The organism is Burkholderia sp. Bp9004 (assembly GCF_003858025.1).
Classification (GTDB): Bacteria; Pseudomonadota; Gammaproteobacteria; order Burkholderiales; family Burkholderiaceae; genus Burkholderia; species Burkholderia diffusa.
On record NZ_QTQD01000039.1, the window covers coordinates 47,834 to 62,712 of the forward strand.

At 61.3% G+C, this 14,879-nt stretch carries 12 protein-coding genes; 3 read left to right on the forward strand and 9 right to left on the reverse strand.

Annotated features, from left to right (window positions below):
* Window positions 1-45: 45 nt before the first annotated feature.
* The gene (locus DIE08_RS31055; RefSeq protein ID WP_124905441.1) at window positions 46-957 is read right to left on the reverse strand and encodes a LysR family transcriptional regulator; all 912 of its coding nucleotides are present in this window, start codon (window positions 955-957) and stop codon (window positions 46-48) included.
* Window positions 958-1,464: 507 nt separating this feature from the next.
* On the opposite strand from DIE08_RS31055, the gene DIE08_RS31060 reads away from it, so the two are divergent.
* Window positions 1,465-2,367: a LysR family transcriptional regulator gene (locus DIE08_RS31060; protein ID WP_124905443.1), complete on the forward strand. Its 903-nt coding sequence runs from the start codon at window positions 1,465-1,467 to the stop codon at window positions 2,365-2,367.
* A 119-nt stretch (window positions 2,368-2,486) separates the two neighbouring features.
* On the opposite strand, the gene DIE08_RS31065 is transcribed toward DIE08_RS31060, so the two are convergent.
* The 7 genes from DIE08_RS31065 to DIE08_RS31095 all read right to left on the reverse strand — a co-directional run bounded on the left by DIE08_RS31065 (window position 2,487) and on the right by DIE08_RS31095 (window position 11,296).
* Complete coding sequence (locus DIE08_RS31065) at window positions 2,487-3,752, reverse strand: ATP-grasp domain-containing protein (protein WP_124905445.1); 1,266 nt, start codon at window positions 3,750-3,752, stop codon at window positions 2,487-2,489.
* Window positions 3,733-4,908, reverse strand: coding sequence for an acetyl-CoA carboxylase biotin carboxylase subunit family protein (locus DIE08_RS31070; protein WP_124905447.1), 1,176 nt, complete (start codon window positions 4,906-4,908; stop codon window positions 3,733-3,735). Before DIE08_RS31070 ends, DIE08_RS31065 begins: the two co-directional genes overlap by 20 nt.
* A 25-nt stretch (window positions 4,909-4,933) precedes the next feature.
* Window positions 4,934-6,304: an MFS transporter gene (locus DIE08_RS31075; RefSeq protein ID WP_124905449.1), complete on the reverse strand. Its 1,371-nt coding sequence runs from the start codon at window positions 6,302-6,304 to the stop codon at window positions 4,934-4,936.
* Window positions 6,305-6,378: 74 nt separating this feature from the next.
* On the reverse strand, window positions 6,379-7,017 hold the full coding sequence (gene maiA, locus DIE08_RS31080) for a maleylacetoacetate isomerase (RefSeq protein WP_124905451.1): 639 nt from the start codon (window positions 7,015-7,017) through the stop codon (window positions 6,379-6,381).
* Between the two features lie 9 nt (window positions 7,018-7,026).
* Window positions 7,027-8,631: an FAD/NAD(P)-binding protein gene (locus tag DIE08_RS31085; RefSeq protein WP_185715924.1), complete on the reverse strand. Its 1,605-nt coding sequence runs from the start codon at window positions 8,629-8,631 to the stop codon at window positions 7,027-7,029.
* A gap of 94 nt (window positions 8,632-8,725) precedes the next feature.
* On the reverse strand, window positions 8,726-9,811 hold the full coding sequence (locus DIE08_RS31090; RefSeq protein WP_124905455.1) for a TauD/TfdA family dioxygenase: 1,086 nt from the start codon (window positions 9,809-9,811) through the stop codon (window positions 8,726-8,728).
* 183 nt (window positions 9,812-9,994) lie between these two features.
* Complete coding sequence (locus DIE08_RS31095; protein ID WP_124905457.1) at window positions 9,995-11,296, reverse strand: MFS transporter; 1,302 nt, start codon at window positions 11,294-11,296, stop codon at window positions 9,995-9,997.
* A gap of 1,351 nt (window positions 11,297-12,647) precedes the next feature.
* Here DIE08_RS31095 and DIE08_RS31110 point away from each other — a divergent pair.
* Window positions 12,648-13,019 carry a hypothetical protein gene (locus DIE08_RS31110; RefSeq protein ID WP_124905459.1) on the forward strand — a complete coding sequence of 124 codons (372 nt, stop codon included), beginning with the start codon at window positions 12,648-12,650 and terminating at the stop codon, window positions 13,017-13,019.
* 67 nt (window positions 13,020-13,086) lie between these two features.
* On the opposite strand, the gene DIE08_RS36415 is transcribed toward DIE08_RS31110, so the two are convergent.
* Window positions 13,087-13,805, reverse strand: a protein-coding gene (locus DIE08_RS36415; RefSeq protein WP_409360422.1) for an IS5 family transposase whose coding sequence is annotated in 2 segments (ribosomal slippage) — window positions 13,087-13,505 and window positions 13,505-13,805 — 720 coding nt in all. Because the reading frame shifts where the segments join, the coding sequence is not laid out codon by codon here.
* 104 nt (window positions 13,806-13,909) lie between these two features.
* On the opposite strand from DIE08_RS36415, the gene DIE08_RS31120 reads away from it, so the two are divergent.
* The gene (locus DIE08_RS31120) at window positions 13,910-14,185 is read left to right on the forward strand and encodes a VapC toxin family PIN domain ribonuclease (protein ID WP_124905461.1); all 276 of its coding nucleotides are present in this window, start codon (window positions 13,910-13,912) and stop codon (window positions 14,183-14,185) included.
* The last annotated feature ends 694 nt before the right edge of the window (window positions 14,186-14,879 follow it).

The window sequence follows — 14,879 nt, forward strand, 5'->3', positions numbered from 1 at the left end:
GCTCTTCCCGGACGGAGACGATATACAGCGTCCGGCCTGCCGAACTCAAAGACTCGGATGGCGCTCCTTGATATGCTGCACGCGCGACACCAGATGGTCTGTCAAGCGCGCGAGCAGCAAGGACTTGTTGTGATGCGACGGGCGCTGGATCTTGATCCAGAGGTCCGGCAGTTCGTACAGTCCGAGAATCTCGACCAGCTCGCCTTTCTGGAGGCTCGCCTGCGCGCGATAGCGCGGCAGGATCGCGATGCCGAGCCCGCTGACGGCCGCGCAATGCATGGCCTCGATATCGTTGCTGTGGAACTGGCCGTTCACGCTGACGTCGATATTGCCCGCCTGCGCACTCTTGAACATCCAGACCCGCGCGGGCTCGACATACGAGTACAACAGGCAACGATGATTCTGCAGGTCGCTCGGATGAATCGGCTCGCCCATTCGTTCGAGATACGACGGCGCCGCGCACACGATCCTGCGGAACGGGCAGAGTGGCAGTTCGTCAACGCCGTCGAACGATGTCGGCAAGCCAGTGATCACCATGTCGAGATTCTCGGTCAACGGGTTGACGGGCCGGTTCGTCAGTTGAAGATCGATATTGATCTTCGGATGCTCGAGCAGGAATTCATTCAGCACCTCTCCGATGAAATGCACGGTGAACGAAATCGGCGCCTTGATTCGCAAGCTGCCGGACAATTCTCGCGTGCCGTGCGCCGTTACATTGACGATGCGTTCGTATGAGCTGAGGAATTCGCGTGCCAGAGGAATCATCTCGCGGCCCGTCGCGGTCAGCTCAAGGCGCCGCGTGCTTCTCACGAACAGCAGTTCGCCGACTTCCTCTTCGACCGCACCGATTCGTTTCGTAATGACCGATGCGGACAGACTCAGGCGGCGTGCGGCATTCGAGAAACTGCCTGATTCGACTACAGCAAGAAATGCCCGAAAGTTTTCCACTGAGTTCATTTTCCCATCCTACACACGGGATTTCGTATTTATCGAGAAAAGTGACTTTCCGTAAACAGTGTAAATATATTCGCTTCGGGCGACTTCGACTCGTGCATCGTGGCAATGACTGGCCTCGGGCGCGGTGGAAGCAGTCGAATTGAGTTACGACGTGGGACATAAGAATGGGATGTGTTAATTCGATCCATTACCTGAGCCATTTCGTATGCGTGCGACAGGCAGGATCAACATACTCAGGAAGTAGAACTAATTCTTTCAATTGCCCAACACATCCGCCATGCAGAAACAGATTTCTTCCACGTCAGGTGCGTCCGTATGCTACGCTCATCGGTCGCTCGCTACGCCCTGAATAAACCAACTTGCAATCGGTTTGATCGGCGAATCCGGCTTGCCTGAGCCGGTTGCCTGATGGAACGCGCGAACTCCCGGGCAATGGAATAGCCAGATTTCGGCGCCTCGGGCGGGTCCTTAGAGCAGTAATTCGTGGTGTGCTGAAGAGGTTCGCTAATGAACGTTACTCTCCGACAACTGAGGGCATTCGTTGCAGTTGCTCGTACCGGAAGCTTTACCCTTGCGGCCGGCAATCTTTCGGTGACTCAATCGGCGCTTAGCGGTCTTATCAAGGAACTGGAAGAAGTAATCGGCTTGAAAGTCGTCGATCGAAAGGCGCGCCGCGTTCGTCTTTCGGATGTCGGTGCCGATATTTATCCGCTGATCGAAAAGATACTGGGAGAACTTGATACCGTCACGGCCGACCTCCTGAACCGGAAAAATCTGAGAACGGGAACGGTTCGCGTCGCGGCGCCTCAACTGCTGTCGTCCACCATGTTGCCTGGTGCCATTTCCGCATTCGGCAAACAGTATCCGGGCATCCATGTCCAGGTTTCCGACTGTATGGTCGACAACGTGACTGCGCATGTCGTTGCGCGGGAGGTCGATTTCGGGATCGGTCCCGAGCGCGACACACATTGCGACATCGATTCCGCCTTCCTGTTCGAGCGACCGTTCATCGCGGTGCTTCCGCCCGGGCACGTCCTCGAACAGCAGGCGAAGCTGCGCTGGGAAGATCTTGCGGCATTGCCATTCATTTCGTTGCGCGGGCAGTTCACCGAAACTCTGTCCGGCTACCTTCGGGGGGCGCGCGATTTCAACCTGTCGCCGTCCAGCGAAGTGGCATTCATGTCCACCGCGTTGTCGATGGTGAACGCGGGCCTCGGCGTGACAGTCTGTCTCTCGTACGCACGATCGCTGGTGTCGCTGTACGGATTGCAGGTGCGCCCGCTGGTCGATCCGGTCATTAGCCGTGCGTTCTACATATTCACTCACTGCGGGCGATCGCTGTCACCGGCCGCGCAAGCGTTCCACGATTTTCTGCTTCATCACCTTCGGCAATCGACCGATACGTTTTGAACATCCGGCACGTGGCCGTCCCGACACCCGTCACCTGTTTCACGACGAGGCGACTTCAACGGGCTGCGTGCTGGCGCTGCGTGCACTGGCGAGCCGCCAGCGCACGGGCAGCCGCCCCGTTAGATGCCGATTGCATTCGTCTCCGCGAAATGGCGGCCTTCGATTTCACGGATCGCTTTCCAGTCGGCGACCAACTGATCGAACTGCGTATCGAACAGGGCCACGGTGCCGAGCGCGGTCTGGAGGTCCGTCGTGACGCTGAGCGTGTCGCCCGCCTTGGCCCACCGCTTCACACCGACACACGACGGCAGCCGTTCGATCGACGTCCACGGAAAGTCGGCGCTCATGATCCCGGCGCGCGGAGACACGAGCAGAACGTGGCCGCAAAAACCGCTGAAGTGGGGCGGCTCGTCGAGTGTCTGCTCGAACAGTACCGGGTTCAAGAACGCCTCGACCGTTGCCGAGACGTGATTCCGCCCGGTCACGGCGGTTGTGAGCCGTGGGTCCAGGCTGCCGTGCAGACGTGAATTCAGCTCGACGATGACCGGCCCGTCGGCGGTGACGATCAATTCCATGTGTGATGGGCCGTAGTGCAGACCGACGGCATCGAGCACCTTGAACGCGTACGCGATCAACTCGCGGAAGCGGGGCTCGGTGTGGTCGACCACGAGCATTTTTTCCAGTCGCGGCGAATGACCGCGCTCGCGCTCGACCTCCCACACGCTAATCACCTTGTGCCGACCGTCGAAGGAGACCGCGTCGACGATGTATTCCTGCCCGTCGCTGTATGACTGTATCAGGATGTCCTTCTGGACTTCACCGTAGTACGACGTGCTTGCCTGGATGCTGCGGGCGGCTTCATCGACCTGCGCGAGCGTCCGGCAGATTTTCACGCCGCTGACGCCAGCGCCGCGCGTCGGCTTGACGACGACCGGCAAACGGCCGAAGGTTCGAGCCCAGTCGACGATCTCTTGCGCCGAGCGCGCCTGAAACTGTTGTGGCGTGTGCACGCCTGCCCGCTTCAGCGCCTCGATCTGCTCGAATTTGTCGCGTCGTGCACAGGCCAGCTCGACCGGGTTGCGCAGCGGAACGCCTAGCGCTTCGGCGAGCCAGGACGCCAGCTCGATCCCGCTGCCGCCGCCAGGCAGCACGACGCTGATGTCGAGATCGCGCAACTGGTCGGCGGTTTCGCGAACATCGCCGCGATGCACGACGTTGCGGATGTAGTCGCCCGAATTGATCTGCGCCTTCAGCCGGTCGGGAAGCGATTCGCTGCTGAGGATGTGGACGCACTTCACCCCGTACGAGCGGAACGCGGGCGCGAGGTGCACGCTGGTCGATGCGCCGTCGACGATGGCAACCGTGTCAATCAATGGCTTTTGCATTGGGGACTCTCTCTGCTTCGGGTTGAAAGGGACTGCGCAGGTACAGATAGGCGCGACGCCGACGACTCGGCAGCCGCTGCGGGCCGTAGCTGATGTGGAGGTCGCCGTTCTTCAGTTCGCCGGGTTGCGTGTAATCCCACGGCACGGGATCGCTGTCGAGCAGGAAGTCGACGCGGGCGAACGCGCCCGGCGCGCACAGCTCGGGCACGACGACGCGCTTGCCTTGCAGCTTGTCGAGCAGCCGGGCGATCGCGTCGAAGCCGTATGCATCTCGCACGATGTCGCAAATGAAGCTTCCCGCGATGCGCGGGTTGATCTCGACGATATGCGGCCGACCGTCGCTGACGATGCAGTCGATATGCACCGGCCCCCAGGTCAGGCCGGTGCGCACGACGGCCTCCGTGCTGCAGTCGATCAGGCGTCGCAGCGACGGTTCGTCGAGGTCGAGTTCGGACGTATAGCCGCGCTCCAGGAAGCCTTCGCCATACCGTTTCAGCTTGCGCAGCGCGCCGACGTATCGACCATCGAAATATTCGACGCAGTATTCGCTTCCGGCGAGGTAGGTCTCGCTGAGGACCGCGTCGCCGGCGTCGGCGCGGGTTTCGGTCCGGGCCAGGCAAGACAGCGACGCCAGATAGTCCAGCGCATCATGCCGGCTGTCGCAGCGCCTCACGCCGTAACCGGCCGTGCCGCCGACCGGCTTGATCACGACCGGGAAGCGCAGATAGTCCAGCTGGCGATGGCATACCGGCAGGTCGGACAGCTTGACAACGAGGCATTCGGCGCTCGGTATGCCGCAGTCTGCCAACAATTCCTTTTGTTGTGCTTTCGACGCGGCCCGCACTACGCACGGTGCATCAGGGCCCGGGAGCCCCAGCGCGTCCGCGACCGTGGCAGCGACGGCCGCATAGGAATCGTTGGCGGTGGTGACGCGTAGAGAGCGGTCCGGATCGGGATGGTGTTCGCGAATCCAGGCGGTGATGACGTCGGCATCCCGCGCCATGCATGCGATGTCGACCTGCGCGGGGAAGACGCCCTGCAGAGCGTCGTCCGGGCTACCGATCACCGTGACGTTCAGGTTCCGGTCGAGTGCCGCACGGACCAGGGCCAAGCTACTGCCCGTCTTGCGGGTACCGATTACGATCAGACGTGACATGAAGCGTTCCTCTGGGCAAGGGAAGTCAAAGACAGACCGCGGCCAGCAGCGCGCTGGCAAGACGCAGACCGGCGGACACGTCGAACGAGACGGCCGCGCCAGCGGCGATCTGCGTCGGCTCGCCCGCCAGCAGCGACCCGACCAGCGCGACGCCGAGCGCGCTGCCGATCTGGCGCGATGCGCTGAAGATCGCCGACGCGGTGGCGGCGCGCGTCGGTTCGACGCTTGCGAGGATCGACGAGGTAAGCGCCGGCGTACTCATGCCCGTGCCTAGCGCGAGGAGGAGCAACGCAGGCAAGACGCACAGGTAGGGCGTGCCGTCGTCGATGCCGTGCAGCAACGCGAAGCTGACGGCCGACATGACGTTGCCGAGGATGATCGGGGTGCGTCGCGAGAAACGTTTGGCGAGATGGGCGCTGGTCAGGTTCGCCAGCATGATGGCGGTGAAAGGGAGCAGGGCCAGCCCCGTCTCGGTCGGCGTATAGCCTCTGGCGCGCTGGAAATAGATGCTGAGTACGAAGATCAGCGCGTAGAACGTCAGGTTCGTGATGATCCCGATGAGGACCGACACTGAGAGCACACGGCTTCGGAAGAGGCGCAGCGGAATCATCGGCGCGGCGACCCGCGTTTCGTTGACGATGAAGGCGGCGGTCGCCACTGCCGCGACGGCGAAACCGGACAACACGGCCGCCGACAACCACCCGTGCACGCCGGCCTCGATCACGGCGTGCGTCAAGAAGACCAGCGCGACGATCGCCAGCAACTGACCGCCGATGTCCAGCCGTTGCGCGGGCAGGCGAACCGTTTCCGCGACATGGCGACGCGTGATCAGCAGGCCGATTGCGCAAATGGGCAGGTTAACGAAGAAGATCCACCGCCACCCCAGGCTGCTCGTCAGGATGCCGCCGACGACCGGACCGAGCGCACTCACGACGCCGCCGATGGCGGTCCACCAGCCGACGGCATGTGCACGTGCCTCCGAATCGCCGGCGCAGGCATGGGAGAGGAGCGAGAGCGACGCGGGCAGGATCAGCGCGGCGCCGATTCCCTGCGTGGCTCGCGCCAGCACGAGGGTCGCGATCGACGGCGCGGCCGCGCACGCGAGCGACGCAAGCGCGAACAGGACGAGCCCGACGCTGAACACGCGGCGGCTGCCGAACCGGTCCCCGATCGCGCCGGCGGGCAGCAGCAACGCCGCAAATGCCAGGGTGTAGGCATCCACAATCCACTGGAGCCCCTGGACACCGGCGCCGAATCCGGCACCGATGGTCGGCATCGCGACGTTCACGATCGTCACGTCGAGCTGCACGACGACGAACCCGAAGCTCGTCGCAGCGAGCGTCAGGCCCATTCCGTTCGCGTTGCCTGCGGAGGGCTGCTGGGTAACCGTATTCATTGTCGGGGCCTTCCTTTATGCATTCGTTCGTGTTGGCGGACCTACCCGCGCCGTGCACGCAGCGAGGCGTCGCGTCAAGGCTGGAAATCGGGCTGGGCAGCGGGTGCCGAATCCAGAAAGGCCGGGATCGTCATGCATGTGTCGAAAATCTCTATCGAGATCGGGAAGCTGGAGAAGTCGCATCCCATGCGAAGCGCATTGGTAATCTGCGGAACGAGGCAGCATTCGGCCAGTGTCGGTTCGTCGCCGAAACAGAGTGCGCCGCGGCGATACTTGCTCAGCAGGCTCTCGACAGCGATGAATCCCTCGTGCACCCAATGCCGATACCACTGCGCTTTCTGCGCGTCGGTCGCGTCGAAGGTCTGGCCGAGGTACTTGAGTACCCGCATGTTGTTGACCGGATGGATGTCACACGCGATTGCATACGACAATTCCAGGATTCTCGCCCGCGTCACCGGCTCTTGCGGCAGCAATCGCGGTTCCGGTGCGACATGGTCGAGCCAGTCGATGATCGCGATCGACTGGTGTAGCGTGAAGTCCTCCTGCACAAGCAACGGGACGCCGCCGGCAGGATTCAGCGCCAGATACTCGGGCGCGCCGTTCTCGTTCGCCCGCAGATTGACGGGCACGTAGTGATAGTCGATGTTCTTCAGGCGCATCGCGATGCGTACGCGGTAGGAAGTCGAACTGTTGAAGTAGTTGTGCAGTTTCATGCTCGGCGATTAGATGGTCAGACTGAGAACCGGGGATCCCGCGATATCACGGGCGGCGACGGGCTGCGGGCGCGTGTCGAATTGCATTGCCAGGGCCCTTGCGATGCGTTCGGCCTGGCGCGAGATCATGTCCAGTGAATCGACGTAGAAATAGGTACCGCTCGTCACATGACCGAGCGCACGAATGTTCGGATCGATCGATCCGGTGCGGGACACGAGCGCGCCGCTTTCGAAGTCGACCTTGATCCCGCCTCTTGCATCCCGATCGGCGATTCCGGACTGGAGAAGCGACCAGATCAGCGCCGAGTCGTCTGGTGTGTCGATGCAGGTCGCCGTTCCCGTCGCGTTGACGACCATGTCGTAGCGCTGTACTGCGCCGTCGTTCCGCGTCATGTCGATCCGGCCACACGGGGTCGCGGCGAAGGTTGCCGACCCGGACAGGATCCGAAGCTGGCCGGTCCGCATCATCGCCTGCACTCGAGTGGCGTTCTGAAGCGGGATCGGTGTGCGAATCGACATCCAGCGTCGGGCGAAGCGAGCCAGGAAGAGATGCTGCGATGCTTGGTCGAGCGCATGCCAGAGATCGTGCACGAGGCCGTTCAGCGCGCGGAATACTGGCGACCATGGCTTGATTTCGCCAGCGCTCCTGATTTGTGCGTCGAGATGCACGTCGGCCGGACCGTATTCCGCGCCGAACAGGACTTTCCAGTCCACACCGACAGCGCGCAGTTCCCGCCGGAACAGACGGAACATCGTTCGCAAGCCGATCTTGGCGGTCCCGGCGCCCGTCATCTGCGTCAGTGCGTGCCCGGTCAGGTGGCGAAGGGTATGGGGCGGATAGCTTTTTCCCTTGACGTACGGCAGCAGGCCGCGCCTGGAAAGCATGTCGATACGCCCATGATATCCGGCTGCCTGCAGGCTCACTGCAACGTCGATCGCGGTCAGGCTCGCGCCGAGGATGCAGATCGACGTGGCGGACCGCAGCGTCTCGAGATGTTTGCTGACCGGGTACGCGAAGTGGAGATAGCGATCGTGGCCCGCGAGCCCGTAGTAATCCTTGGGGTTGGTGTGACCGGTCGCCAGAACGACGTGCGTGGCCGGCCAGCTGCCCGATGCCGTCCGCACGCACGGGACCGAACGGCGATCAATCGCGGTGACTGTTTCGTGGATCACCCGCACGGATATCCCGCAACCCGCTGCGACGCGCTGGATTTCGAGGAAAGCATCGTGCAGGAATCGTCCAAACAGCCGCCGCGCCACATAGGTATCGGGAAAACCCTCGCCCGTCGCCTCGCAAATCTCGCGCGAGTAACTGGCCTTCCACAACATCCAGCGGGAAAACAGGGTTGCGTCGGTCGGGGAGATCGACATCGCGTCCGCGACGCGGTTCAGGACGAGTTCTCGGCCGTCTTCTTGATAGGCCAGGCCCGGCCCGACGGTAAACTTTCTCTCGAAGACCAAAATGTCGATTGGGGCAGGCCGGCGGTCGGCGTAAAGCTGCATCATCTGATGCAGCAGGGAAACACATGCCGCGCCGCCACCGACGATCGCCACGCTTGCGACCGTTGCGTTTTTTGAAGTTGTCACGCCGTATTCCTGAATTTTCCAGATCACGAAGGAGAGGGCGACACAACCGGCACCGCGCGTGGTGGCGGCGCCGGATGTGTGCGAACATCGGGCCACAAATCCGGCGTCGCGTCGCGGCCGATCAGGCCGCGACGCTCGTGTGCTGGCCGGGTCGCGTGTCGTCCCTGCCGAGGCAGCTCGGATCGAACACGCGCGCCAGCGTTCGATCGAAAACCCGGTAGTTCCAGAGATTCGACGCGAGAAAGATGCGTTGCACCCAGCGATTGGCACGCCCGTTTTCATCGAACGTTGGCGAGAAGCGGTCGCGGGAATGCAGCGCGAAGCGATTGTTGATGTATACCAGCCGGCCGGGGGTAATCTTCACGCCGACGGACACGGATTTGACGGCTTGATAGAAATGATCCAGCGCCGTGCGGGCATTCTGGTTCACCGGAAGCACCATGTCGGGATAGAACGCGACCGTGACGCGAGGGGCCTCCGCGGGACCGGATACGATCGAACACAGTTCGGTGTTGTCCTGCGGGCCGGATGCGGTTCCGCGCCAGCGATAGGGCACGCGGATGATGAAATGCCTCTCTCTGAGGTACCGGATGTCGCTGTCGTCGAGCAACGCCAGCGCCTTTCGCGCATCCGACAGATGCGTTTCCGGTTCCCCGTCTCCGGCTTGCTGGCGGATGCCGAGCAGGATCAGCGCGATCGGCGAAGTGTCGCCGTACGGCATATGCGCCTGAGCGGCGTTCTCGGTATGAAAGTCGAGTTCGACGAGCGATCCCAGTCCTGTGTAATCGCGCGCGGTGTGCAAATGCGGCGTCAGATTGTTGATGAGTTCGCGCCCTTCGTGATAGATCGAATAGGGTTCTGCGATTACCGCGCCGATGGCGGACAGGAGGTTTTCGCTCAGCACGCCCGCCTTGAAAGTCGCGCCGGTTTCATGAAACGATGGACTTCCCGTGATGTTGCCGTCGATCGGTAGATTGTCTACGACAAGGTAGGGCGCGTGCGATCCGCTGGATTCCTTCAACGCCTCCAGGAGCCGGATCAGCCTGTCCGGAAAGCGCGAGTAGACAGCCTTTCTCAGCGTCGATAGATACTCGACGCCGCCGCCAGGATCGTACTCGATCCCTTCCAGGGCGACGCGAATCGACGCGGCTTCTGAATCGTCAAGCTTTACGAATGCTTCGTTGGGTTCGTGAATCGTTGAAACCATGCAGCCCTCCGGAATATTCTATATTTAAGGATTGCAGAATGAATCGGAACCGTATCGAGGTGAAAACAGGAGTCGTGTAAAGCAGGGTGGTGGTGAAGCGATTGTCCGTGCCACGCGCACCGGCGTGTAATCCGGACGTCCTTTGTCTGCAGGGCGGGCTTGCCCGGCCCCGGCGGTGCGGCATCATGCGCGCGTGCCGGCGACGCGCGCGCCGCCGCTGCGCGCAACGGTCAGGATGACGATTCCGCCCACCAGACCCATGATCGCGGTCGGCATCATGGCCAGGCTCGGGCTGCCGGTCTTATCGAGGATGATGCCGTACACGTTGACCATTAAACCTCCCGCCAGAGTCCCCACTGCGTTGATGCCCGCGAGACCAACGGCCGCGACCCGTGGCGTCAGCAACTCGAGCGACAGCGCCCAGAAGGGTGCCTTGAACGAGTAGGCTCCGATCAGCACGCACGACAGTAGTGCGAGAACGGTCGCGAGGTTATCGACCGAGCCGGCAAAGCCGAAGCCGACGGCAATCAGGAGTAGCGGTACGCAGGTATGCCATCTCCGTTCGCCCGTCCGATCGGAACGCCATCCCCAGATCACCATCAGAACGGAGGCGATACCGTACGGAATCGAGTTGAGCATGCCCGTTTCGATGTCCGTGAGGCCGTGCGCCTTGATCAGTTGCGGCTGCCACACACCGAGTACGCTGCCAGCCGCCAGTGCCGCCGCACACGCGAGCGTCAGGCCCCAGACTTGTCGATTACGCAGCAACTGCCACGTGGAGATGTCGGCGATCGGCCGGGCCGTGTCGCGCTCGGCCTGCAACCGCGACGCGAGCCATGCCTTCTCGGCAGATGTCAGCCAGGACGCGTGCTCAGGACGATCCGTCAGCAGAAACAGGCAGACGATCCCGAACACGAACACCGGAAGCCCCTCCGCAACGAACAGCCAATGCCACCCACGCAGGCCCTGCAAGCCGTCGAGCGACAGGAGCCATCCGGAAACCTGCGAACCGAAGAAGCCCGACAGCGGAATCGCGACCATGAACAGCGCGATGACACGGGCCCGGTACGCGGCGGGGAGCCAGAACGTGAGGTAGAGCAGCACACCGGGGAAGAAACCCGCCTCGGTGGCTCCGAGCACGAATCGCGCTATGCCGTACGACACCGGTCCTTTGACCAGCGCCATGGCCGTCGCGGTCAAGCCCCAGCTGATCATGATGCGTGCCAGCCAGATGCGGGCCCCGAATTTCTGGAGAAGGAGGTTGCTGGGAATTTCGAACAGGAAATACGCGATGAAAAACAGGCTGCTACCCCAGCCGAAGGTCGATCGGGACAGGCCAAGGTCCTGGTTCATCTGCAGCGCGGCAAGGCCGACGTTATTGCGGTCGAGGATCGCAAACACGTAGCAGACGGTCAGGAACGGAACGATACGCCAGATGAACTTTCTTGTGACGCTTTGCTCGATCGAGTGAGTGCCGCTCTTCATCTCCGCCACGCTTCCTTATTATGTGTAGTCGCTTCCGGCTGCCTGCACGACTCCGCATCGCGCAAGGATCAGGGACCAAGGTTGGGTCTGGCGCCGGACTGACATCCGATGCCGCGTCCGGTTTGTCGTTCACGTATTTCGAGTTCGAATTCTCGGGGAGCGTTGTAGATCGATCAAACGGTCTTTTCTGATGGTTCCATGGGATTCTCTTATGCTGTCGAGCATCGCCAATTCCATCCAATTCGCAAGGACAGGGCATCAGGGCATGGCCGATACCCGACGTCAACACCGAACCGTTGCCTGAGACGTTAGTCGCACATGCGAAAAGTTGTAGACGCAAACTACTTCGAGTCGTCAGACCTCACGTGCTACCTCGCGGAATCCAAGACGAATATTGCGGTGCTTCCCGACATAGCCGGCATGGAGACGTACAAAGGGGACGCCTGCCACGCTCTTCCCAGATCTCGATGGGCTGGCCAGGCACATGAACGGCAAATACCTGTTCCAGCAGGACGAACGCGATCATCATCTGCTTCCAGCCAGCTTCAACGCCGCCGCCATCGGAAACCAAGACCAATGAGAACCGCCGCATACATCGTTGCGCTTATTTCAGTGCTTGCATATGGTTGCAACCAGCATCAAGCGTCCGACGACGCAAAAGAGTCGCAGTTGGCGGCCGCTCGTGCCGCGAACGAAGAGATTCAGATGGCGATCGCCGAGAGCAAATGTGGCGACTCTGGAGAGCCGCAAGGACTGTGTACGCACCTGAAGCGAGCGCAAGCAGACGTTGACAACACGATATATCGCATAAACGGCGGTCGGGAATAAACGCAGCGGAAAACGTCGGCGAGGGTCGGCGACAGGAAAAAAGCAGATGTCACAGACATACGGAAGCCAAGTCTTCGGTCCGGTGCATGACGTTGTCGTGCCGGTGATAATGGCTGCGCGTTCATCTACTTTGGCGTCCGAGCACGAGGCATGACGGCGGATGAACGCGCGGAGTTGCCGCGAATCATTGGGAACTTGAAGGCTCGTCTCTTTTTCGCGGTACTGTCGATGTTGATGGCGATCGCCAGATGCATTCGGGGATGAGATTGCACGCGGTGAAAAGGCAGGCGATTATCGGGTTTTTATTTCACGACGCGGCTCTGCAGCTTGTGCTACTCGCTGCCTGGTACGGTGTCGCAACGTATCGCGGCGGCCGCATTCGTACGAAAGCCGGGCAGGTTCTTTCGAGGGAAGAAGCGCCAACGAGATTCTGGTCGGAAGTTGTGGGGGCCTAGCTGGCGCGATCGTCCTCGCGCTGACAGGTTCGCTGTATCTAATCGGAAAGCCATAGGAAAACGAGCTCATGGGATACGACGTTCGCATCACGCGTAAAACGAATTGGTTCGACGACGAACCGCAGATCGACATTGACGAGTGGCGGGATCTTGTAGCATCGGACGAAGAAATGCGCCTCGACGGATACGCCGAAGCCAAGGTCGGCAGCGGCGCAGTCCTTCGCGTGGAAAGCGAAGGACTGGCCGTATGGGTGGCGTATTCGGGCCATGCAGCCAACGGGAACATGGCGTGGTTTGATTTCGGCAGAGGTGACGTTGTCGTCAAGAATCCCGATGCCGAAATACTCGCCAAAATGTGGGAGATCGCCCAGAAGCTCGGTGCGCGGGTGCAGGGCGACGACTGCGAATTGTATGGTGCGGATGGAAACGTCGTTGCGTAGCAACCCAGCGATGACGAAGCGCTGCCCGCATTACGGCCGTCCGGTGCCGTGCAGCACTAGGTCCTGTTCACATTCTCACCAGCGGCCCCAAGGCGCAGGCAAGCACCGCGAAGGCGAAATAGTTGCCGGCGAGCTTGTCGTAACGAGTGGAGACGCGACGAAGATGTTTGATGCGATTGAAGAAGCGTTCGACGATGTTCCGAGTTCGATACAGCGCGCGGCTGTACCGACGCTTGGTCGTTCGGTTCGAGCGCGGCGGGATAACGGCCTTCGCACGCGTAGCGCGGATGGTGTTCACGAAGGCATCCGAGTCGTAGCCTTTGTCAGCAATCACGGCACCCGTGCGCAGATGCTCGACCAATTCGTGCGCACACGAAATGTCCGAGACCTGTCCTTCGGTGACGATCATTCGCAGAGGCCGCCCGGCTTCGTCGACGGCCAGACGCAACTTGGTCGTCAGTCCGCCGCGCGAGCGGCCGAGCGCTTGCGGGCCGCTTTTTTTCGAGCCCCGGCCGAATGCTGGTGCGCACGCACGATGGTCGAGTCGATCAGCACACACTTGATCTCCGTCTCGCCGGACAAGGTGTGTGCCACGCGTTCCCACACGCCTTTGCGACGCCACCGAGAGAAGCGCATGTACACCGTATGCCATCGGCCGAACTCTTTCGGCAAATCGCGCCAGGGGTAGCCCGTCCGGCCAATCCAGAGGACGGCTTCGACAAACCAGCGATTGTCGGCCGCCGTTCGCCCCGGATCGCCTTCCTTGCCCGGCAACACTGATTCGATTCGTGCCCATACCTAGTCGCTCAATAACGTTCGAATCATCTCGGCCTGCTCGCGCAAAAGACAAGATGTAAACACATTTCATCGAATGTAAACAGACCCTAGTGATGCTCGAGCTCACGTGCGGGACGCCGCCCGAACCGCGGGCCCGAACCTTGGGAGATCTCGCGCTATTGCGCCAAACGCGCCTCGCGACGCCGGGCGAGGTAGCGGACTGGATCGAGTGGGAACGGCTGTATGGGCGCGGATGCGGTGCGGTGGATTGCACGCTGCTGGCGTCGGTGCTGTTGACCCCGAGCACTAAGGTCTGGACGCGCGATCGGCGGCTCGCGCAACTGGCGGAGCAATTCGGGGTCCACTACGTACCGCCAGACCTGCATTGAGCGAAGCAGTTGCCGGCTTCTGTAATTACCCGGCGAAACCGGCACAGGTTAAGCCGCTAAACCGAATGGTTTGGCGAAGATGCATGCCTTCTTTCCTATGCTCGACTACGCAGGTCACGCGCTGCATGGCGAATCCGCTTTGCTGCAGCCGTGGGCGAGTCGTTGAGGCACGTCCAATCGATGTGGCACCAAGCGGTACCTTCAGCATCCTTAGCGAGAGGGTCAATCTCCTTGCGGTAAATCACCTTTGGCACATCGAGTGAGATTGTCATCGTGCTTTCTTGTTCAAATGCCGTACTTATCGGTCAGCTCTGCGATGCGTGCGGTATTTGCACGATGAGCGGCCAGTGCTTCCGGCGACACGGCGTCCAGGTCCACCTTCCATGCGCGATTGGCATGTCCCACTCGGTCGTGCGACGAACCAGCCCGACCAACTCTTTCATTTCTCTGCGGATTGTCTCGAACATTGAAGCCGCCGGTTTTCTATCCCACCGTTCAGTTCTTGCAGTGATGGCACCACATTCCTTTACTCACACTAGCAAGTGCTAGACGGCCACAATGCGGGGAGCGGATCGTAATCGCCCCTGTAGCCCGCCCCGCAGCGACCGCGACCATCGCACAACATGGCCGATTTTCGGCAGATTCTCGCGCAGCGTTAGAATATCGCCCCTTCTCATGTGAGATCAAAATGTCC